The sequence below is a fragment of the Pseudomonas sp. GM24 genome (genome assembly GCF_000282235.1).
GTDB lineage: Bacteria > Pseudomonadota > Gammaproteobacteria > Pseudomonadales > Pseudomonadaceae > Aquipseudomonas.
In genome coordinates this window covers 1-20,783 of sequence record NZ_AKJR01000097.1, presented here as the reverse complement: position 1 = coordinate 20,783, position 20,783 = coordinate 1, and the positions used below count along the sequence as shown (strand labels likewise).

At 59.3% G+C, this 20,783-nt stretch carries 17 protein-coding genes; 8 read left to right on the top strand and 9 right to left on the bottom strand.

Annotated elements, in window-relative coordinates; genetic code table 11:
• Window positions 1-147: 147 nt before the first annotated feature.
• The 5 genes from codA to PMI23_RS13375 form a co-directional block, all read right to left on the bottom strand.
• Window positions 148-1,395 carry a cytosine deaminase gene (gene codA / locus PMI23_RS13395; protein ID WP_007915583.1) on the bottom strand — a complete coding sequence of 416 codons (1,248 nt, stop codon included), beginning with the start codon at window positions 1,393-1,395 and terminating at the stop codon, window positions 148-150.
• 14 nt (window positions 1,396-1,409) lie between these two features.
• The gene (codB, locus tag PMI23_RS13390; protein WP_007915586.1) at window positions 1,410-2,681 is read right to left on the bottom strand and encodes a cytosine permease; all 1,272 of its coding nucleotides are present in this window, start codon (window positions 2,679-2,681) and stop codon (window positions 1,410-1,412) included.
• Between the two features lie 217 nt (window positions 2,682-2,898).
• Window positions 2,899-3,711 (bottom strand): alpha/beta fold hydrolase, encoded by an 813-nt coding sequence (locus tag PMI23_RS13385; protein WP_007915587.1) that lies wholly within the window; start codon window positions 3,709-3,711, stop codon window positions 2,899-2,901.
• Window positions 3,712-3,853: 142 nt separating this feature from the next.
• Entirely contained in the window at window positions 3,854-4,210 is a 357-nt protein-coding gene (gene queD / locus PMI23_RS13380; protein ID WP_007915588.1) for a 6-carboxytetrahydropterin synthase QueD, read from the bottom strand.
• Between the two features lie 85 nt (window positions 4,211-4,295).
• On the bottom strand, window positions 4,296-5,375 hold the full coding sequence (locus tag PMI23_RS13375) for a patatin-like phospholipase family protein (protein WP_007915589.1): 1,080 nt from the start codon (window positions 5,373-5,375) through the stop codon (window positions 4,296-4,298).
• 192 nt (window positions 5,376-5,567) lie between these two features.
• On the opposite strand from PMI23_RS13375, the gene PMI23_RS13370 reads away from it, so the two are divergent.
• The 5 genes from PMI23_RS13370 to PMI23_RS13345 all read left to right on the top strand — a co-directional run bounded on the left by PMI23_RS13370 (window position 5,568) and on the right by PMI23_RS13345 (window position 9,425).
• A complete protein-coding gene (locus PMI23_RS13370) occupies window positions 5,568-5,876 on the top strand; it encodes a PepSY domain-containing protein (RefSeq protein ID WP_007915590.1) in 309 nt (102 codons plus the stop codon).
• A complete protein-coding gene (locus PMI23_RS13365; protein WP_007915591.1) occupies window positions 5,876-6,187 on the top strand; it encodes a PepSY domain-containing protein in 312 nt (103 codons plus the stop codon). Before PMI23_RS13370 ends, PMI23_RS13365 begins: the two co-directional genes overlap by 1 nt.
• Before the next feature lie 3 nt (window positions 6,188-6,190).
• Window positions 6,191-6,859: a response regulator transcription factor gene (locus tag PMI23_RS13360; protein ID WP_007915592.1), complete on the top strand. Its 669-nt coding sequence runs from the start codon at window positions 6,191-6,193 to the stop codon at window positions 6,857-6,859.
• Complete coding sequence (locus PMI23_RS13355; protein ID WP_007949871.1) at window positions 6,856-8,211, top strand: sensor histidine kinase; 1,356 nt, start codon at window positions 6,856-6,858, stop codon at window positions 8,209-8,211. The genes PMI23_RS13360 and PMI23_RS13355 overlap by 4 nt, the downstream gene beginning before the upstream one ends.
• A 30-nt stretch (window positions 8,212-8,241) precedes the next feature.
• A protein-coding gene (locus tag PMI23_RS13345) for an IS3 family transposase (protein ID WP_202949549.1) occupies window positions 8,242-9,425 on the top strand; the annotation gives its coding sequence in 2 pieces (ribosomal slippage) (window positions 8,242-8,506 and window positions 8,506-9,425; 1,185 coding nt in all).
• 258 nt (window positions 9,426-9,683) lie between these two features.
• Here PMI23_RS13345 and rimO read toward each other — a convergent pair.
• Window positions 9,684-11,021 (bottom strand): 30S ribosomal protein S12 methylthiotransferase RimO, encoded by a 1,338-nt coding sequence (rimO, locus tag PMI23_RS13340; protein ID WP_007918651.1) that lies wholly within the window; start codon window positions 11,019-11,021, stop codon window positions 9,684-9,686.
• A 349-nt stretch (window positions 11,022-11,370) separates the two neighbouring features.
• Here rimO and PMI23_RS13335 point away from each other — a divergent pair, with 349 nt between their 5' ends.
• Complete coding sequence (locus PMI23_RS13335) at window positions 11,371-13,212, top strand: potassium transporter Kup (RefSeq protein WP_443200710.1); 1,842 nt, start codon at window positions 11,371-11,373, stop codon at window positions 13,210-13,212.
• A gap of 68 nt (window positions 13,213-13,280) precedes the next feature.
• On the opposite strand, the gene PMI23_RS13330 is transcribed toward PMI23_RS13335, so the two are convergent.
• Window positions 13,281-13,619 carry a DUF3077 domain-containing protein gene (locus PMI23_RS13330; RefSeq protein ID WP_007918647.1) on the bottom strand — a complete coding sequence of 113 codons (339 nt, stop codon included), beginning with the start codon at window positions 13,617-13,619 and terminating at the stop codon, window positions 13,281-13,283.
• Window positions 13,620-14,259: 640 nt separating this feature from the next.
• Between PMI23_RS13330 and PMI23_RS13320 the strand changes: the two genes are divergently transcribed.
• Both PMI23_RS13320 and PMI23_RS13315 read left to right on the top strand, forming a co-directional pair.
• A complete protein-coding gene (locus tag PMI23_RS13320; protein WP_007918645.1) occupies window positions 14,260-15,027 on the top strand; it encodes a hypothetical protein in 768 nt (255 codons plus the stop codon).
• 1 nt (window position 15,028) lies between these two features.
• Window positions 15,029-15,727 carry a hypothetical protein gene (locus tag PMI23_RS13315; RefSeq protein WP_007918643.1) on the top strand — a complete coding sequence of 233 codons (699 nt, stop codon included), beginning with the start codon at window positions 15,029-15,031 and terminating at the stop codon, window positions 15,725-15,727.
• A gap of 878 nt (window positions 15,728-16,605) precedes the next feature.
• Here the strand turns inward: PMI23_RS13315 and PMI23_RS13305 are convergent.
• Entirely contained in the window at window positions 16,606-17,901 is a 1,296-nt protein-coding gene (locus PMI23_RS13305; RefSeq protein WP_007918639.1) for a virulence factor family protein, read from the bottom strand.
• Window positions 17,901-20,540 (bottom strand): bifunctional lysylphosphatidylglycerol flippase/synthetase MprF, encoded by a 2,640-nt coding sequence (gene mprF, locus PMI23_RS13300; protein WP_007918637.1) that lies wholly within the window; start codon window positions 20,538-20,540, stop codon window positions 17,901-17,903. The genes PMI23_RS13305 and mprF overlap by 1 nt, the downstream gene beginning before the upstream one ends.
• Window positions 20,541-20,783: the final 243 nt, after the last annotated feature.

The following is a 20,783-nucleotide window of genomic DNA, read 5'->3' as shown; positions in this document are numbered from 1 at the left end:
AGCGGTAGATCAGACAACATCTTTATTGAATGCCAGTGCGCTATCGCGAGCTGGCTCACTCCTACATTGGATCTACGGTGCGCCACAGATCCTTGTGGGAGCTGGCTTGCCAGCGATGGGGCCATCAGCCCCGCCGCAGATCTCAGCTCAGCTCAGTTCACCACTGAACTCCACCACCGGCATCTGCCGCTTCATCAACACCTTGCCGCCGCGAATCGAGTACAACGGCAAGCCCTGACTGCGGATCACCTCGTAATCACTGTCCGCCGAGAGAATCAGCAGATTCGCCGGACGCCCCTGTTCCAGGCCATAACGCTCACCCAGGTGCATGGCTTTGGCGCTGTTATCCGTGACCAGGTCCAGCGCACTTTGCAGGTTGCGGTAACCGAGCATGTGGCAGATGTGCAGCCCGGCCTCAAGCACGCGCAGGATGTTGCCGTTGCCCAGCGGATACCACGGGTCGACGATGGAATCCTGGCCGAAACAGACGTTCATGCCGGCTTCGAGCAATTCATTCACACGGGTCACGCCCCGGCGTTTCGGGAAGTTGTCGAAACGCCCTTGCAGGTGAATGCTCTCGGTGGGGCAGGAGACAAAACTGATCCCGGAGTGGCCGAGCAGACGGAACAGTTTGGCGCAATAAGCGTTGTCGTAAGAACCCATCGCCGTGGTGTGGCTGGCGGTGACGAGGGCGCCCATGTCGCGGCTGCGTGCTTCTTCGGCGAGGACTTCAAGAAAGCGTGAATGCGGGTCGTCGGTTTCGTCGCAATGCACGTCGACCAGGCAACCGGTGCGCTCGGCCAGGTCCATCAGGAACTTCACCGAACTCACACCTTGATCGCGGGTGTACTCGAAATGCGGAATGCCGCCAACCACGTCCGCGCCCATGCGAATCGACTCTTCCATCAACTCGCGACCGTTGCGGAACGACTCGATGCCTTCCTGCGGAAACGCGACGATTTGCAGGTCGATGAGGTGATGGCTCTCCTCGCGCACTTCGAGCATGGCTTTGAGCGCGGTAAGTTGCGGGTCGGTGACGTCGACGTGGGTGCGCACGTGCTGGATGCCGTGCGCGGCCAGGGCTTGAATGGTTTTCTTGGCGCGGGTCTTGGTGTCTTCTTCGGTGATGGTGACTTTGCGCTCGCCCCAGCACTCGATGCCTTCGAACAGCGTGCCACTCATGTTCCAGCGTGGCTCACCAGCGGTCAGCGTGGCGTCGAGGTGAATGTGCGGTTCGACAAAGGGCGGCACCACCAGATTGCCGCCGGCGTCGAGGTCATCCGGGCCGAGAGTGGGCGCTTCGGTCTGCCGGGCGATGCTGCGGATCAGGCCGTCTTCGAGGTGTAATTCGTGCAAACCTTCCTGGTTGCGCAAACGGGCGTTGATGATGTGCATCAGGCGAATCCTTTTTATAGGTCTTGTAGTGGCGCGCTCGCGCTGCGAGCGCCGAGCACGCCGGTGACGATGACATACGTTAGCGCGGCAGCGGCGATCCCTACCAGTGGCGCGACCCAAGGCGAGCTGAACGCGGCGACAGTGCCGACCGCATAGGCCCCGAGGCCCGGCCAGTTGAACGCCGGCAACCGTGCGTCGGCCAGACGCGGATAGTGCCCGCGCCAACGGAAGAAAAAGTCCGCCATGATCACCCCGCCAATCGGTGGAATCACCGTGCCGAGCAGAATCAGATACGGCACCAGCATGTCGTACATGCCCAGCAGCGCGAGGAGGGTGCCAATCACTGCGCCGGCGAGGGTCACGGTTTTGCGCCGGCCGGTGCGCAGCAGGTTGCAACCGGCGACGGCGAAGTTGTAGATGGTGTTGTCCTGGGTGCTCCAGATGTTCAGCAACAGCATGGCCATCGCCGCCATGGCGAAACCTTGCAACAGCAGCACTTCAACCACGTCGGGTTGTTGGTAAACGATGGCGCCGTAAGCGCCGATCAATACCATCAGGCCGTTGCCGATGAAGAAACCGATCAGGCTGGCCAGCACCGCCACCCGGGCCGAACGCGAGAAGCGTGTCCAGTTGGTCGCCTGCGTTGCGCCGCTGACGAAGGTGCCGAATACCAGCGTAATGGCCGTCGACCAGTCCAGCGAACCGCTTGGCACAACGCTGAGCAAACCCTCGAATCCTCCGACTTTCACCGTCGCCACCCACATCGACAGCATCAGCAGCAACATCATTGCCGGCACCGCGATGTACGAGAGGATCTCCAGTCCGCGATAACCGACGTAGGCTGTGGCGCAGAACAGCAGACCGAACAGCACCATCAGGCCGAGCACCGTACTTTCGTCGAGATTGAAATATTTACCGATCACGACGGCAGCCGTCGCCGTGCCCCAGGCGTACCAGCCGATCTGGGTGAAACCGAGGATCAGGTCGCTGAGCTTGCTGCCGACTTCGCCGAAGCAGAAACGGCCCATCAACACCGAATTGAGGCCGCTCTTGAAAGCGATGTAACCCAGGCCTGCCGCGTACAAACCCAGCAGCAGATTACCGACGATGATCACCGCCATCATCTCGCCGAAACTGAACGCCACGCCGAGCTTGCCGCCGGCAAACATGGTTGCGGTGAAAAACGTGAAGCCCAGTAACACCATCGCCGTGGAGGCCAGGCCTTTGCGCGCATGCATGGGGACTTCGCTGAGGGGGTAATCGTTGCCGGGATCGTTCTGCGTCATGGGGCGGTCCTTGCTGGAGTAGGGAAGACGCGGAGGAGGGTTGCAGTGGTCGTGCCAAATGCCGGATGGCGCGGGTTATGTATAGACGAGTCGCGTCGGCAAGCGCGAAAACAGTGCACCTGAATACACCGGAGCCCCAATGTAGGAGCTGCCGAAGGCTGCGATCTTTTGATCTTGTTTTTGATCGTTCCCACGCAGAGCGTGGGAACGATCAAGGTCAGAGGAAGCGCAGCAGGGCGGCGACGATGGCTTCGGGGGCGTCTTCCTGGACGAGGTGGCCGGCGTTGGCAATCGGGTGGAATTGTGATCCCGGGATCATTTGATGTAACGCTCGGCCACGCTCGATGGGAATCCACTGATCCTCCTTGCCCCAGAGTATCTGCACCGGACAGCGGATCGTCGGGTACAGGCTTTCTGCTTCACGGGTATAGCACTCGTCCATCTGCGCAATCTGCCGATAGAACGCCGCTTGCCCGGGATCGCCGAGCCACGGCTGCACGTAGGGTGCGAGTTCGTCGTCGGGGATATCGCGGTGAATCGCCCCGCGAATATAGGTCGGCACGATGGCGCGCTGGATGTAGTCGGGCAGGCCACTGAACGCCGCTTCATGCAGGCGCACATGTTGCACGAATGGCGAACCCCAGGGCGTCAGGGCCACAGGGTCGATGAGTGTCAGGCTGCGATAATCCTTGCCGTTGAGCAGATGCGCACGCAACACGGTGGCGCCGCCGAAGTCGTGGGCGACGACGTCGGGGTTTGCAATATTCCAATGGTCGAGCAACTGCGCCAACAGTTGGTTTTGCACGCCGAGGGAGACGTCGGCGTCAGGTTGCTCGGAGCGCCCGTAGCCCAGCAGGTCGAAGTAATGCACGCGATGCGTGGCGAAAAAGTGCGGCGCGATCCGATGCCACACGTATGACGAAAACGGCGTGCCATGCACGAACACCAGCGGCGGGCCGTCGCCGCGTATGGCGTAACGAACGGGATGCCCGTTGAAGTCAAAGACCTGATCCAGCAGCCAGTCTGTCATGGGCCTGTCCTCTTGGCGGGTGGGAGCCAAAAAGCATAGGCGTAAAAAAACAGCCTCGCGGGCTGTTCTCTATTTCCCAGACAAAACACCAATCCCCCTGTAGGAGCCTTCGGCAGCTCCTACGAGGGAGATCTACGTCAGGTTACTCACCGCGATAGATGCAACCGCTGGTGCACGTCTCGTGAATACGGATCGCGCTCAGTTCCGGCAGCAACGGCTTCATTTCATTCCAGATGAATTTGGCCAGTACTTCGCTGGTCGGGTTTTCCAGACCGGGAATGTCGTTCAGGTAGTTGTGATCGAGACGCTCGTACAGCGGCTTGAAGATCGCTTTGATTTCAGAGAAATCGCGGATCCAGCCGGTGTGCGGATCGAGGTCTCCGCTGAGGTGAAGCGCCACTTTGAACGAGTGACCGTGCAGACGCCCGCACTTGTGGCCGTCCGGGACGTGCGGCAGGCGGTGGGCGGATTCGAAAGTAAACTCTTTGAAGATTTCCACGGTATTTTCGGCTCTGTTCAGATGGCGTTCGCCGCAGCGATTCGGGCAGGCGGCGAGTTTACCAGCTTGTCTTTGGCCGTGCTGACTAAAGGGTCAGCAAGCGCTCGGCGAGGCGACCATTGGCAGTCAGTTCAAGGAACTCATCGCCGAGGCGACGGCTCTCGTCCATCGCTGCGTGCCAGTATTTCTGCCGGCTCGGCGCATCGCCCATGAAGCGTTTGAAATCATTACGATCGGGGAGTTTGCCGTAGGGCAGGCGCGCCAGATATTCCTTCGAAGGCGCGAGCAGCAGCACGTCCTGCAAGCGCTCCACCGAGGCCTTGCGCCATGGCAGGGTCTTGTCGAACCAGCCGGGAATCACCCGATCAGTGAAGTGCGGATAAAGCACGATGCCGTCGCCGCTGTAGGGCAGGTCAAGGTGATAGTCGAGCAGGCCACCGTCGCGGAACGTCCCGGCACCGGCGCCCGGCAGGTCGCGTACGCCTTCCATGACCATCGGGATCGATCCCGACGCCAACAAGGCCTGACGCAGATTGCCGGCATTCAGGGCGACAAAGCGCGACGGGAAATCGTTCAGCGCATTGACCGGCGGGGCGAGGCGTGGGTCGTGGATGATCAGTCGTTCGAAGTGCCGCGACAGCCGCGCGCGACCGCGCAGGTTGTCGGCAATCACCGAGCCCAGTGCCAGACCCAGTCGGCCGCGATGGTCATCGGCCAGACGCCCCTGACTTTTCACCACCATGATGTTCAGCCGGTAATGCGCGTTGTCGAGGATGCTCGCGTCGCGGCCGTCGAGCAGGTCGTTGAGCATGCGCTGCGAACTCTGGCTGATCTCGGCCATGGTCACGCCTTTGTTGAAATTCTGCTCGGCGTACAGATGACCGAGGCGGCGAATGCCTTCGGCGGCGTCCGGCAGGCAGGCGCTGGCGAAGCGCCAGGAACCGACCGAGGCGCCGATCAGCGAACGCTCACGCGGTGCACTCGGCAGCCATTCACCGAACAACGCCAGATCCAGTCCCTGAATGCCCAACGCCTTCGGTCCACCGGCCGCGCCGGGCAGGGTGCCGACATCGGCGGCGTTCAGGCCTTGGGCACGAATGCGCGCCATGGCGCGTGGGCCGGCCTTGAGGGTGAGGGCGGGGAATTTGATGTGGATGGCGGTCATACCGGTCTCGATCGTTAGCAAGCGAACAATTATAAGCACATGTTACAAAATCCTGTAGGAGCTGCCGCAGCCTGCGGCAGCTCCTACACGGGGGTATGTGTTGAGCTGGGGCAATGATGGCAATTCAGTTTCAGTTAAGTTCATCTCGCTAAGGTGCCCACCGTAAGCAACACATAAAAATACGGAGACCCCATGAAAACCCTGACTGCCCTGTCCATTGCCGCGATCATCGGCTTCACCGCCAACCTCGCCCACGCCCGCGATCTCGGCCCCGACGAAGCCCTGCGTCTGCGCGACGCTGGTACTATCGTCTCCTTCGAGAAGCTCAACGCCACGGCGCTGGAAAAACACCCGGGTTCGACGATCACCGATACCGAGCTGGAAGAGCAGTACGGCAAGTACATCTACCAGATCGAAATGCGTGATCCGCAGGGGCTGGAGTGGGATCTGGAATTAGACGCGGTGACTGGGCAGGTTCTCAAGGATCATCAGGATACGTAATGAAGGTTAATGTTCGCGCCACCCGCCGTACGGCGTTGGCGCTGGTGATGTGTTGCTCGACGGCCATGGCCCGCGACCTCGGTCCGGACGAGGCGCTTGATCTGCGCAAGCAGGGCGTGATCCTGCCGCTGGAGCAAGTGCTGCAGCAGGCGATGGATCGTTATCCCGGCGCAAAACTGCTGGAAGTCGAGCTGGAAGAAAAACACGACGTCTACATTTATGAAGTCGAGTTGCTGACCGTCGAAGGTGTCGCCCGTGAGCTGCACTTGAAGGCCGATACCGGCGAACTGGTGAAAGACAAGGAAGATTGATCGATGCGTTTGCTATTGGTGGAAGACCACGTACCGCTGGCCGACGAATTGCTCGCCGGCCTGCAACGCCAGGGCTATGCAGTCGATTGGCTGGCGGACGGCCGCGATGCGCTGTATCAGGGCAGCAGCGAACCCTATGACCTGATCATTCTCGACCTCGGCCTGCCCGGTGTACCGGGGCTTGAAGTGCTGGCGCAGTGGCGCGCCGGCGGCCTGGCGATTCCAGTGCTGATCCTCACGGCGCGCGATTCCTGGGCCGAGCGCATCGAAGGCCTGAAGGCCGGCGCTGACGATTACCTGACCAAACCGTTCCACCCCGAAGAGTTGCAGTTGCGCATTCAATCGCTGCTGCGTCGCTCCAAAGGCCAGGCCAATCAACCCACATTGCAGGCGGCCGGTCTGCATCTGGACGAAGGTCGCCAATGCGTGGTGCGCGACGGCGCCGACATTCAATTGACCGCCGCCGAATTCCGCCTGCTGCGCTATTTCATGCTGCACCCGGAGCAGATCCTCTCCAAAAGCCACCTCGCCGAACACCTCTACGACGGTGAAACCGAGCGCGATTCCAACGTCCTCGAAGTGCACGTCAATCACCTGCGGCGCAAGCTCGGCAAAAGTGTGATCGAAACCCGTCGAGGTCAGGGTTACCTGTTCGGCGGGCAAGCTTCGTGAGGTCGATCCAACGCCGCTTGAGCCTGGGTTTGATCAGCGTGATGGTGGTCGTCGGTGTGGTGGTGGCGCAAACCAGTCTGTGGTTGTTCGAAGTGGGTTTGCAGCGCTATCTCGAAGCCGGTCTGCGCAACGACAGCGAAAGTCTGCTGGTGGCATTGGTGCGCGGGCCGCAAGGCCTGCAACTGGATGAGCGGCATTTGTCGCCAGCCTATCAGCGGCCGTTTTCCGGGCACTATTTCCGCATTGATTTTGCCGACAGCCATTGGCGTTCGCGTTCGTTGTGGGATCAGGATCTGCCACTGCTCGACCATCCCGGGCTGCACAGCAATCTGCAACTGGGGCCGGACGGTCAGCAATTGCTGGTGCTGCGTTCGGACTATCGACGTCTCGGCCAGTCGATTTCGATCAGCGTCGCCCAGGATTACACGCCGGTGCGCGAGAGCTTTCAGCGCATGCGCCAGATCGGCCTGGGCCTGGGTCTGGCGGCATTGCTGTTGATTCTGCTGCTGCAACGGCTGACCGTGCGTCGCGCCTTGAAACCACTGGAAAAGGCCCGCGAGCAGATTGCGCAATTGCAGCAGGGCCAGCGTTCACAACTCGATGAACAGGTGCCGGTGGAACTGGAACCGCTGGTGGCGCAGATCAACCATTTGTTGGCGCACACCGAAGACAGCCTCAAGCGCTCGCGCAATGCCTTGGGCAATCTCGGGCACGCCTTGAAAACGCCGTTGGCGGTGCTGTTGAGCCTGGCGTCCAGCGAAAAACTCGATGCGCATCCCGAGTTGCGCAAGGTTCTCAAGGAACAACTGGAGCAGGTGCAGCAACGGCTTAATCGCGAGTTGAACCGTGCGCGGCTGTCCGGTGATGCGTTGCCAGGTGCGCTGTTTGATTGCGATGCGGAACTGCCGGGATTGCTGGCGACCCTGAACATGATTCACGGCGAGCATCTGGCCTTGAGTTATGTCGCGCCGGCGGGATTGCAACTGCCGTGGGATCGTGAGGATTTGCTGGAACTGCTCGGCAACTTGCTGGACAACGCCTGCAAATGGGCGGATGCCGAAGTGCGCCTGAGCGTGATCGAGCGTACGGATGGCTTTGCCCTGAGCGTGGAAGATGACGGTCCGGGGATTCCCGAAGAACAGCGCGCCGAGGTATTCAGCCGGGGCACGCGGCTGGATGAGCAGACCCACGGGCATGGCCTGGGGCTGGGGATTGTCCGCGATATTGTCGAGACCTGGGGCGGGTTGCTGGTGTTGGGCGAGAGTGAGTGGGGCGGGTTGAAGGTGGTAATCGAGTTGCAGTGGTCTAATTTCCCCGGACACCCCGATAGGTGGAAAATACATCCCCGATAGGTGGAAAATACATCTATCGAGGAGTTATTCATGACTAAAAAACGCAGGGCATTCGACGACAGCTTCAAGCTGCAAGTCGTGAAGATGATCAAGGATCAAGGACTGACCGTTACGCAGGTTTGCCAGGATCTGAACATTGGTGAGACAGCCGTTCGACGCTGGGTTCAACAATACGAGGCTGAGCAGTTGGGGCAGGCCGGAATCGGCAAGCCGTTGACGGCAGAGCAACAGCGCATCCGGCAATTGGAACAGGAAAATCGTCAGCTCAAGGTGGACAACGACATCTTAAAAAAGGCTACCGCCTTCTTTGCCCGCGAGCTGAAGTAAGGTATCGACTGGTTCGGCAGCTGCAACAGAAGGCTTACTCAGTGGCACATGTCTGTCGGTTGCTGAGCATCAGTCGTTCAGGCTTCTATGAGTCTCAGAAGCGTGCTGATGCGCCTGTTCGGCAGAGTTGTCCTGTTCTTGTGCAACTCAAGGCGTCTTTCGCCGAGAGTGGAGGCTGCTACGGCAGCCGCCCTTTGCGCGACGCTTTGCGCGGTAAAGGCATGCTTGTCGGGCTGTATAAAATCCGTCGATTGATGCGGGCTAACGGACTGCGTTCAGCCTGGAAGCGCAAGTTTGTACACACAACCGATAGTAATCATGACCTGCCGATTGCAGAGAATGTACTGAGCAGAAATTTTGACCAAGTGGCGCCAAACAAGGCTTGGGTAGCCGACATCACCTATATCCGCACCCGCAGTGGCTGGTTGTATCTGGCCGTGGTATTGGACTTGTTTTCACGCAAGATAGTGGGCTGGTCGATGGCTCCGAACATGCCGGCAGAGCTGGTGTGCACTGCGATGCAACTGGCTATCGCGCAACGTCAACCGCCACCAGGCTTGATTGCCCACTCAGATCGGGGTAGCCAATATGCGAGTGCAGCTTACAGAGAATTACTGGCAAGAAACGACATGCAGCAGAGCATGAGCCGTAAAGGTAATTGCTGGGACAACGCAGTGATGGAGCGCTTCTTTTTGAGTTTGAAAATGGAGCGGGTATGGCGACGTGACTACGCGAACCACGCTGAAGCGATCCGCGACATCACCGAATACATCGTTGGGTTTTACAACAACGAACGGCTGCACTCGAAACTGGGATATCTGCCACCGACCGTTTATGAGCGAGCGATGGCGTCAAAACCACCTATCGAGGTGTCCGGAATTAGTTGACCACTGCACTGTTCAGAACCTGAGTTCGACTCGATATTTCAAGTCGCCGTCATTCTGAAGAGCACCTCGATCAGTCCCCTCTCCCCCAGAGAGGGCGAGGGCGAGGGGGAAGGGAGCTGATCTTCGTGCTTTTCAAACCTGAGTTCGACCGGATAGCTCAGGTCGATGTACCTCGAAAGAACAACACGGTCAGCTCCCTCTCCCTCTGGGAGAGGGCTGGGCGGGCGGCGTTCCGATGAGGGGCTTTTGATCTTCAGATCAGATCTGCTCTGCCCACAGGTCATATTCGTCAGCGTCAGTCACCTTGCACCAGACCTTGTCACCCGGCTTCAAATTGCTGCCGTTATCAATAAACACGTTACCGTCGATTTCCGGGGCATCGAAGAAGCAGCGGCCAACAGCGCCTTGCTCATCAACTTCGTCGACCAGCACTTCGATTTCACGGCCGATGCGCATTTGCAGGCGTGCCGAGCTGATCGCTTGCTGGTGCGTCATGAAGCGATCCCAACGATCCTGCTTGACCTCGTCCGGTACGATCTCCAGATCCAGATCATTCGCCGGAGCGCCATCCACCGGCGAGTACTGGAAGCAGCCGACGCGGTCGAGTTGGGCTTCAGTCAGCCAGTTCAGCAGGTACTGGAAGTCTTCTTCGGTTTCGCCCGGGAAGCCGACGATGAAAGTCGAACGGATGATCAGGTCCGGGCAGATTTCGCGCCAGTTCTTGATCCGCGCCAGTGTCTTGTCTTCGAAGGCCGGGCGTTTCATCGACTTCAACACTTTCGGGCTGGCGTGCTGGAACGGGATGTCCAGGTACGGCAGGATCTTGCCGGCGGCCATCAGCGGGATCAGCTCGTCGACGTGCGGGTACGGGTAAACGTAGTGCAGACGGACCCAGACGCCGAGGGTGCTCAGCGCTTCGCAGAGTTCGGTCATGCGGGTTTTCACCGGCGCGCCGTTCCAGAAACCGGTGCGGTATTTCACATCTACGCCGTAAGCGCTGGTGTCTTGCGAAATGACCAGCAACTCTTTAACGCCGGATTTGACCAGGCGCTGAGCTTCGTCCAACACATCACCGACCGGACGGCTGACCAGTTTGCCGCGCATCGACGGGATGATGCAGAACGAGCAGCTGTGGTTGCAGCCTTCGGAAATCTTCAGGTAGGCGTAGTGGCGCGGGGTCAGCTTGATGCCTTGCGGCGGAACCAGGTCGATCAGCGGGTTGTGATCCTGACGCGGCGGCACCACTTCGTGCACAGCGTTGACCACTTGCTCGTATTGCTGCGGACCGGTCACGGCCAGCACGCTCGGGTGCACGTTGCGGATGTTGCCTTCTTCCACGCCCATGCAACCGGTGACGATCACCTTGCCGTTTTCCTTGATCGCTTCGCCGATCACTTCCAGCGACTCAGCCTTGGCCGAATCGATGAAACCGCAGGTGTTGACGACTACAACGTCGGCGTCCTGATAGGTGGACACCACGTCATAGCCTTCCATGCGCAGCTGGGTCAGGATGCGCTCGGAGTCGACCAGTGCTTTCGGGCAACCCAGAGATACAAAGCCAACCTTTGGATTGGCCGGCGCAGGAGTGGTGGACATGTCTAACCTCGGTATTTTGTGACATCGCTTTCTTGGTGCGAAAGCCGACGGACGGGCGCTTAGGGCGCGCCTCTGATCAAAAAGTGCGCAATTCTAGCGGCGAGCAACGCACTTGACCAGCTTTATGCAGGGAAATACGACGAGTGCTGCGCTATGCTTCGCGCCGTTGAGCTTTACCAATTTTTTACAGTCAACAAAACGTCTGTAACAACAGGTAAAACAGCGCATGCTGCACCACAAAGCATAGTGCTTCATTCAAGAAGCCGGTTCTGAGAAGTAGGAGTGTTGGATGGGTCAGGCAAGTAGTCATGCGGCAGGCGCCGAGGGTTCGGCCTCCAAGCCGCTGAGCATGCTGGTCGCGGCGGTCGGGGTGGTTTACGGCGACATCGGCACGAGCCCGCTGTACACCCTCAAAGAAGTGTTCGCCGGTCACTATGGGGTGCCGGTCAACCACGACGGAGTTTTCGGGATTCTGTCGTTGATTTTCTGGTCGCTGATTTGGGTGGTCACGATCAAGTACGTGTTGTTCGTACTGCGCGCTGACAACCAGGGGGAAGGAGGGATCATGGCGCTGACCGCTCTGGCGCGACGTGCATCCGGCCGCTACCCGAAACTGCAGGCGGTGCTGGTGATTCTGGGGCTGATCGGTGCAGCGCTGTTTTACGGCGACAGCATGATCACGCCGGCCATCTCCGTATTATCGGCGGTTGAAGGTCTGGAGCTGGCTTTCGATGGGCTTGAACGTTGGGTGGTGCCACTGTCGTTGATAGTTCTGGTTGCCTTGTTCCTGATTCAGAAGCACGGCACCGATCGCATCGGCAAGATGTTTGGCCCGGTAATGGTGGCGTGGTTTCTGGTGCTGGGCACTCTGGGTGTCAACGGTATCGTTAAACACCCTGAAGTGCTGAGCGCGTTGAATCCGATATGGGGCGTGCGTTTCTTCATCGTACATCCTGGCATGGGCGTAGCGATCCTCGGTGCGGTTGTGCTGGCGCTGACCGGTGCCGAAGCGCTGTATGCCGATATGGGCCACTTCGGCCGCAAGCCTATTGCCCGCGCCTGGTTGGTTCTGGTGCTTCCGGCCCTGGTGCTGAACTACTTCGGTCAGGGCGCGTTGCTGCTGGAAAACCCGGAAGCGGCGCGTAACCCGTTCTACCTGCTGGCACCGAACTGGGCACTGGTGCCGTTGGTGGTGTTGTCGACCCTGGCCACGGTCATTGCTTCGCAGGCGGTGATTTCCGGCGCGTTCTCGCTGACCCGTCAGGCCATCCAGCTCGGCTACATTCCGCGCATGCACATTCAGCACACGTCCAGTGCCGAACAGGGCCAGATTTACATCGGCGCGGTGAACTGGGCGCTAATGGTCGGCGTGATCCTGTTGGTCATTGGCTTCGAATCCTCGGGCGCGCTGGCGTCGGCTTACGGTGTGGCGGTGACCGGCACGATGCTGATCACCAGCATATTGGTGTCGGCAGTGATTCTGCTGTTGTGGAAATGGCCGCCGCTGCTGGCGGTGCCTATTCTGATTGGCTTCCTGCTGGTCGATGGCCTGTTCTTCGCGGCCAACGTGCCGAAGATCATTCAGGGCGGTGCGTTCCCGGTACTGGCGGGGATCGTGCTGTTCATCCTGATGACCACTTGGAAGCGCGGCAAGGAGCTGCTGGTCGATCGCCTCGACGAAGGCGCACTGCCGCTGCCGATCTTCATCAGCAGCATCCGCGTGCAACCGCCGCATCGGGTGCAGGGCACTGCTGTGTTCCTCACTGCGCGCTCCGACGCCGTACCGCATGCGTTGTTGCACAATCTGCTGCACAACCAGGTGCTTCACGAGCAAGTGGTATTGCTGACGGTGGTCTACGAAGACATCCCGCGTGTACCGCCATCGCGACGCTTCGAAGTCGAGGCCCACGGCGAAGGCTTCTTCCGGGTGATCCTGCACTTCGGCTTCACCGACGAGCCGGACGTGCCGCAGGCGCTGAAGCTGTGTCATCTCGATGATCTGGATTTCAGCCCGATGCGCACGACCTACTTCCTCAGCCGCGAAACGGTGATTGCCTCGAAACTTGAGGGCATGGCGCGTTGGCGTGAGGCGCTGTTTGCGTTCATGTTGAAGAATGCCAACGGCAACTTGCGCTTCTTCAATCTGCCGCTGAACCGGGTGATTGAACTCGGCACGCAGGTAGAAATGTAAGCCTCGCTTCAACTGAAAAGCCCCCGTCAGCCTTGTGGCTGGCGGGGGCTTTTTTGTGGGCGGCAACTTCAGATCAAAAGATCGCAGCCTTCAGGTATCTCTGCTTCAGACTCGGTCTTCGTCCGCGCAGGTCGTGGCATCAACGCCTGAATCACATCATCAATCAAGGCTTTGCCCATCACCGTCAGGTAATGCGCGGCCCAGGCATGGCGGTCGGTGTCTTTGATGAAGGCAGCGTCCTCGGCGAAGGATTTTGCGAGGGATAGCAGGTCGGAGGATTGGGACAAGGCATCGATGATCGGGATGCCGGCGCGGACGTTGAAGAACGCTTGATCCGAGTGGTAGAGGAAAGGGGTGAAGCCGATGGTTGTAAGGTCTGAAGGCGTTGACGGAATTTCTTTGCTCATTGTTTTGCTCCCTAAAACGAGGAGCTGCCGCATTCGTTACCACACGAATGGGTGGCAGCTGTACGCAGGGTGGTAAACCGGGAGAGCAAAGAAACCGGCAGACCCGAAGGTCTCCCACGTACAGCTGCCATGACAGTAAATTACAGGCGTAAAAGAACGCCTGATGTCGTGATGGAGGCACTGTTGCACTTTGCCTAACCGGGTTACCACACCCGATCGCTGAATGGGTCAGCGACATCCGGAGAGTATCCCGTCGAAAAACAGCGCAATAGAGCGGCAAAGCGCCCCAACACGAGTTTCGGAGTTTGCCTACAAGGTCTGTGGGCGTCATCCGATATTGCGAGACTGGAAGTAAACGATACTAAACGTCACGCACGAACCGACGTGTGCAAAGCATTCAGGTACGTATGACGGCATCAGCGGAACAAGAATTACAGGATGAACCAAAGGACCTTCGGATCGAAAAGAAGGCCAGTGAACGACTGCTCATCTTTGATTTGGCCCACGCAATCAGCCATGACGATATGCGGGCAAGGTATGCAGCGATTAGTGATCGACCCAAGGGCTTGACGACCCGGCCTCGGCAGTGAGACAAGTGTCCACGTTTTATGGAATGTGGACACTTGAGGTTTTGAACTAAATGAAGAGTCAAGATATTTTGCTTTTGTTCAAAATGGCCAGTCTCCATGCTCAGGAAGAGAATCTCTTGGGGGAGATGGAGGCCGAGTCGAATTCGGACAGGGTCGAAGAGCTGCTCAGGCCTTATGTCGTCAGCCGAATGACCGCTGGGGCGAGTGTGGGGAAGCCATTGGTCACCTATTCCACTGATGGGGAAGACACACTCTTCCAGCGCCGCGAATTCGATTCGCCTTTCGCTGATGGGCCAGGCTGGGAGGGATGGGCGGAACCAGCATCTGATCCACCGCTGACAAGTTGGAGCGACCGCTACTCTCTGCGTGCGCTGTCCGCCTCTCTCGGGCTGAGCAAAAGCGAAGTCTCAAATGCTCTCGCCCGGTGCCGGGAATCTGGATTGCTCATTCATGACTACGATACCGGGCTTGCCAAAGTGCACCGCCGGGAACTGCTGAAAATTACCGAGCACGCGCTGAAGTACTTCTTCCCGGTCAAGCCTGGCGCGATGGTTCGTGGCATACCCACAGGCTTTGCGGCACCCGCGCTGTCCAAAAGCATCAAGAGTGCGGGTGGTTTGATTCCGGTCTGGCCGGATGCGCATGGAACCGAGCGAGGCCAAGCGATAGAGCCGCTTTACAAAACAGTGCCGGAAGCGGTGAAAAAAGACCGGATCCTTTACCACTATCTGGCGCTCGCTGATGCAATCCGTCTGGGTGGTCCGCGTGAGTGTGGTGTGGCAATCAGTATTCTGAAGGCAGGGATGGGGCTTAAATAACATGTCGTCAAACGCGGATCACAACTACGAACTTATTGAGTTCGTGGCTGAAGGCTTGGGCGAGGCGTTTCTCGCCGAAGTTGCTTTTGTTGGCGGTTGCACAACCGCCATGCTGGTTACAGATACAGCAGTGCTGGACGACATTCGTTTCACTGATGACGTTGATCTAGTGATCGAGTTGGCCGGTATCAGCGCCTGGAACCAACTCACTGAACGGCTGGCTGCCAAGGGATTCAAGATCACCGGTGAGGACGAGGTCAATTGTCGTTTTCGCTTCAATGACGTTGTTGTGGATGTCATGCCTTCCGACCCTGCAGTGCTCGGCTATGCCAACCGCTGGTTCGTCGAGGGGCTGGCGAGGGCGGATAAATTCACCCTACCCAGCGGCACTGTCATCCAGATATTCCAGCCCACATATTTTCTCGCGACGAAACTGGAAGCTTTCGCCGGTCGGGGAAATGGTGATCCTTATCACAAGGATGTCGAGGACATGATCATCTTGATCGATGGTCGGCCTGAGCTGTTGGAGGAGGTGGGCCAGGCTGACAGCGACCTTAAGGCGTTCGTCACAGATGGAATCCACAAACTGATGGCGCTCGACGGGGTTGGCTATGTGATCGAAAGTTCAGGCTCGGTGCAGGCGAATCCAGGCAGAGGGCAGATTATTCACCGGCGTTTGAAAGCGCTGGCCAGCGCATGAGATACCACTCCCGATCAATCACTGGGCAAGCCAGCAGGGCAAATAATGACTATGCCGGAGCTACCTGTGAAGGTGACAGTGGGTTTTTTGTTGTCGCGGATGGCACTTCCAGGCGCGGCAGTGGACAGCTGGCTGAAAGCTTCGTAAGCGGCATGTTGGCGGCTCATTCCACACAGATGGAGCAGGGGGGCTATCCTGCAGACCCCGCAGCTGTTGAGCGTCTATTGGGTTCAATACTGTCGGATTTTCATGCGTCGTTGCCTGCTGATCAGGCGGGAGCCATCTGTTACCTGATTGGCTTGGTAGCTCATGGCCGACTCGCCGTTGCGTACGAAGGTGACTGTTCATGCGGGATCGTGCCGCTGGCGGGAGCCATCGAGTGGATTACGCCACCTCACTGCAAGGCCAATTGGCGGCGCGACCGTTCGCACTGTGAATTGGCACAAGACCCGGCGCGAAATTCGGTAACACGATGCTTGAAGATCAATCGGGTCCCGAACCCTGACTTTGTTTGTTGTGCACTGGACGCTGTTGAGCGCTTGGTGTTTGTCACTGATGGCTTTTGGGCGGACTTGACGCAAGTGCAGCAAAGCAGTTTGTTGGCGGCGCGGGATAGCGACTTTAGCGTTGGCGACGATGATGTCACGTGGATAGATGTCCAGCTTGGCCAGCGAGACTGACGGGTTGTCTGAATCCAGCCCAATACCCCTGTGGGAGCGAGCCTGCTCGCGAAGACGTAGTGTCAGTCGACGAATCTGTAAACTGACCCACCGCTTTCGCGAGCAGGCTCGCTCCCACAGGGGATTTTCGTGGCTGCTGAATGTAAAAAGCCCCCGCAACTGCGAAGTTGCGGGGGCTTTTTGTGGGCGTGGCTCAGATCACTCTTCGGCGACCGAGTCCTTGCTCTGACGCTTCTCGATCAAATCCACCAAACGCTTGGCCAGCGCCGGATAGTTCTCGTCGAAGTGGTGGCCGCCTGGCAGTTTCACCGCTTCACCCACTGCAGTCTTGTCCGTGCAACCGCTTTCATCCGTCTCTTCTTCACCATAGATGCACACGACCTTGGCCGGTGGCAGTTTGGCCATTTCCGGGCCGGTGGCGGCTTCTTTACCGGCGTTACCCAACCAGCCTTCGACTTCGATTTCGAAGCTGCCGGTACGGGCGAAGGCCAGCAGGATGATTGCGTCGACGCGTTGCTGCTCGGTTTCTGGCAAGCGGTTGTAGATCGCTGGCAACACGTCCGCACCAAACGAGTAACCGGTGAGGATGAAGCGTTTGGTGCCCCATTTCTGCCGGTAGTGCTGCATCAGTTCGGTCAGGTCGAGCGCGCTTTGCTCCGGGCTCTTGTGCTGCCAGTAGTAGCGCAGGGTGTCGATGCCGACGACCGGGTAGCCGATCTTGGCCATTTCACCGGCCACGTCGCGGTCGAGGTCGCGCCAGCCGCCGTCACCGGAGAGGAACAGGGTCACGGTGTCCTTGGCTTGACCGGCCGGCACTTCAACCACCGGGATCGCCAGACCGCCGTTGGCCTTGTCGCCGCCGACGAGGATCTTGCGCAGTTCGTTGTTCAGCACTTGCGGCAGGTTGATGTCGTAGTCGCTGATGCTGGTTTCGGCGTTCGGCTGATCGCGTACGAAACCTGCGCTGGCGTCGTCCGGGTTATCGTTCCACGCCACCAGCCAGTGGCCGTGGGCGGCGGATTTCGGCAACAGGTGAGTGCAGCCGGGTTTTTCCAGCGCCAGGTCCACGGAAATCGCTTGGGCCTTGTCGTCCTTTTGCTCGGACAACCAACGCCAGGCCAGTACCGCGCCGGGGCCGATACCGCTGACCAGCGTAGCCGGGCCGTTCAGTTCGCGCAGACCGGTTTGCAGGGCGCGGCTTTGCAGCAGGCAGTCCTTGGGCAGAATCACCTGAACGATTTGCGCCGAGGCGCTGCGGCTCAGGGTGGTCAGTTGTTTTTCAGAGAGTTTCTGGTCGTCGTTGACCGCGACCAGCACCTGCGCCTTGGGTTTGGTGCCGGGGATGACGCGGGTCAAAACGGTGCCGTCTGCCGCCGTAACAGGTTCGAGCGTCGGTTCTGGTGCCGGACGTTTGAGGTACCAGAAACCGCCGCCGGCAATCACGGCCAGCACGATCAGTGCGGCCAGGATGTACTTCAGGGAGCGTTGAATCATCAGCGTTTCACCAATCCAGTCAAGCCGCCCGCGATCAGGGCAGCAGTATCGGCCAGCGCCACCAGCGGATCGAGTCCGGCGGGCACGGCCATATAACGGGGTTCCCAGTCAGGCTGGAACTTGTCTTTGAAGCGGCGCAAGCCTTGGAAGTTGTACAGCTGCTCACCACGGCGGAAAACCATCGAGCCCAGACGCTGGGTCAGCGGTGCACCACGCCGGGGTTGCAACCCCGACAACGGCACCATGCCCAGGCTGAAGCGCGCGTATCCGTGACTCTTATAGTGTTGAATCAGGCCGACCATCATGAATTCCATGGTCAGCTTCGGCGCATCCGGGTGTGCGCGCATCAGGTCGAGACTGGCCAGGTCATGGCTGTAAGTCTCGAGCAGGTTGGCGAACGCCACCGGGCGGCCTTCGAAGCGAATCACCGCGATGCGGAAATGCTTCAGGTAATCGTCGCTGAAACGGCCGAGGGAGAAACCTTTCTCGCGCACGTTCTTGCCGGTAAGCCACGCATCGGAAATCACTTTCAGCTCATCCATCGGCGCCTGACCCGGCTCATGGATTTCCAGCGACAGACCATCGCGGGTGCCACGGTTCCAGGTGTAACGCAGGTCCTTCATCTCTTTGCCCTTGGCTTCCAGGTCAAAGCGCAGCAGGTCGACCCGGGCTTCTTCGCCCAGTTTGATCGCGGTCAGGCCGATGTCCATGTAGTACGGCAGGTTCTCCGCGCGCACCTGGTAGAACACCGGGCGGGCGTGGTGAATGTCGCAGAGGTCGCGGAACTGCCAGATCATCTCGGCGCGTTGCTGGCCAGGGCCGATCGGGTCGTACAGCGCCACCAGACTGCGGCCACGCCGCGCGTACATCAGGAACGCTTCGTCGTTCTGGTGAAACAGCAGTGCCTTGTCACCGGTTAGCGCCAGGCCACCGTCGGGTTGCGACGAGGCCATCAGGATTTTCGCCGCACGATCAAGTTCGTCAGGCGTCGGCAGGTGAATGACCGGACGTGCGGTGCGCAGCAGCCAGGTCAGCGCGATTACCAGCAACAGCACCGCAGCGCCGAGCAGCGAACGCAGGCCGCGTGGCGCGTCAGCGTCGAGGGTGAACTGCCACCACAGTTGATGGCTGTACGGTACGTCTTGATAGGCGAACAGCAGCAACCACGTCGATGCGCCAAGGACGCACAGGCTGGCCACCAGATACAGCGGCGAGAAGGGCAGTTCGGTCAGGCGGCTCGGGCGATAGAACGAGCGACGGAACACACCGAGCAGCGCAGCCGTCAGGGTCATCAGCGTTGCTTCTTCCCAGTCGAAGCCTTTAAGCAGCGAGAGCAGCGCGCCAACCAGCAACAGAATGGTGGTGAGCATCCACGCCGCCGACAGGCGACGACGCAGGCCCTGAGCGAGCATCAGGCAGAGCACGCCGATCAGGCTGGCGCCGAAGTGCGACGCGTCGACCAGCCTGTGCGGGATCAGAAAACCGATGTGTTCCAGACGTGTGTCGATCTCGGGCGTGGCGCCGGAAAACAGCAGCACCACACCGGACAAGAACACCAGCACCGCCAGAATCGGTGCCGCCAGACCAGACGCCGCGCGCATGGTCTGAGTCTGAAACAGGCGCTGACCTTCGTTGATCAGCAGGAATACACAGGCGACCAGCAGCGGCAGCACCACATAGATCAAGCGATACAGCAGCAACGCCGCGGCCAGTGGTGCGGCACCGAGAGTATCGGCGAAAGCGGCCAGCAGGATCGCTTCGAACACACCGACGCCGCCGGGGACGTGGCTGAGTACGCCGGCAGCCAATGCCAGCAGGTACACCAGCAGGAACGCACCAAACGGTGGCGCTTCCGGCAGCAACAGATAAAGGACAGTGGCGGCAGCGGCAACGTCGAGGGCGGTAATGATCAGTTGCAGGAACGTCAGGCGCCGACCCGGCAAGCGCAGCGTGCGGCGGCCAACCCTGACCAGCAGGTTGTCGCGCAACGGTTGTTCCGGCAGGCGCCGACGGTAGATGCCGATAGCCAGTACTGCGCCAAGCAACAGCACGACAGCGGCCACTGTGCCGAGCAGGCCTTCGGACAACCCCAGTGCCTGAGAGGCAGCAGGCAGGTCACTCAGCGTTGCCAGTGCAGCCAGCGGCGGCAAGGCGCAACCCAGCGACAGACTGGCGAACAAGGTCATGTGCGCGACTTCCGACGCCCCCAGACCCAGTCGAGCATATAAACGGTAGCGAACCGAGCCGCCGGACAGCAGCGACAGACCGATTGCATTGCCAATCGCAAACGCGGTGAATCCGCCCAGCGCCAATGTGCGCGGTGGCAAGGTCACGCCGGCATAGCGACTGGCCGACCATTCGTAGCCGAGCAGAATAATGAAACCGACCACGGTCGCAGCGAAGGCGCCGATCAGCGCGGGTTTCGGTACGTCGAGAATCGAGTCGTGCAGCGCATCGAGATCGAGTTCGGCGAGCAGATGACGACAGGCAATCAGCGCAATGGCAAACAGCAGCAAAGTCACCGCCAGACCAATCGGTTGTCGGTATTTGCTCAACCGATCCAGCAAGCGCAGACGCTCGGGTTTGATCGGGTGTTCCGCTGTGACGGTGTCTTGTGGATCAGACGAGTTGGCGCGCATCAATCACCTCTTGGATTGTGCGCGACAGGATGGAGGTATCCAGCCAAGTTACCAATCCCTGTAGAAAAAAATAATCACAAAATACTACGCCTCTCACCGGGTATCGGCGAGGGCAGTTCCTGGATTGCAGAGGCCTGGCCTGCGACTCAAGCATAGTCGCAACTCAGCACTTCTGAAGATCCCAAGCGGTTCACTGCACAGTGACAGATCATTGTTGCGAAAGGACTTTTTCAACAGATACAA

Coding starts and splice junctions, on each gene's coding strand:
- codA (WP_007915583.1), bottom strand. CDS start 1,395: ATGCACATCATCAACGCCCGTTTGCGCAACCAGGAAGGTTTGCACGAA.
- codB (WP_007915586.1), bottom strand. CDS start 2,681: ATGACGCAGAACGATCCCGGCAACGATTACCCCCTCAGCGAAGTCCCC.
- PMI23_RS13385 (WP_007915587.1), bottom strand. CDS start 3,711: ATGACAGACTGGCTGCTGGATCAGGTCTTTGACTTCAACGGGCATCCC.
- PMI23_RS13375 (WP_007915589.1), bottom strand. CDS start 5,375: ATGACCGCCATCCACATCAAATTCCCCGCCCTCACCCTCAAGGCCGGC.
- PMI23_RS13370 (WP_007915590.1), top strand. CDS start 5,568: ATGAAAACCCTGACTGCCCTGTCCATTGCCGCGATCATCGGCTTCACC.
- PMI23_RS13365 (WP_007915591.1), top strand. CDS start 5,876: ATGAAGGTTAATGTTCGCGCCACCCGCCGTACGGCGTTGGCGCTGGTG.
- PMI23_RS13360 (WP_007915592.1), top strand. CDS start 6,191: ATGCGTTTGCTATTGGTGGAAGACCACGTACCGCTGGCCGACGAATTG.
- rimO (WP_007918651.1), bottom strand. CDS start 11,021: ATGTCCACCACTCCTGCGCCGGCCAATCCAAAGGTTGGCTTTGTATCT.
- PMI23_RS13335 (WP_443200710.1), top strand. CDS start 11,371: ATGCTGGTCGCGGCGGTCGGGGTGGTTTACGGCGACATCGGCACGAGC.
- PMI23_RS13330 (WP_007918647.1), bottom strand. CDS start 13,619: ATGAGCAAAGAAATTCCGTCAACGCCTTCAGACCTTACAACCATCGGC.
- PMI23_RS13320 (WP_007918645.1), top strand. CDS start 14,260: ATGAAGAGTCAAGATATTTTGCTTTTGTTCAAAATGGCCAGTCTCCAT.
- PMI23_RS13315 (WP_007918643.1), top strand. CDS start 15,029: ATGTCGTCAAACGCGGATCACAACTACGAACTTATTGAGTTCGTGGCT.
- PMI23_RS13305 (WP_007918639.1), bottom strand. CDS start 17,901: ATGATTCAACGCTCCCTGAAGTACATCCTGGCCGCACTGATCGTGCTG.
- mprF (WP_007918637.1), bottom strand. CDS start 20,540: ATGCGCGCCAACTCGTCTGATCCACAAGACACCGTCACAGCGGAACAC.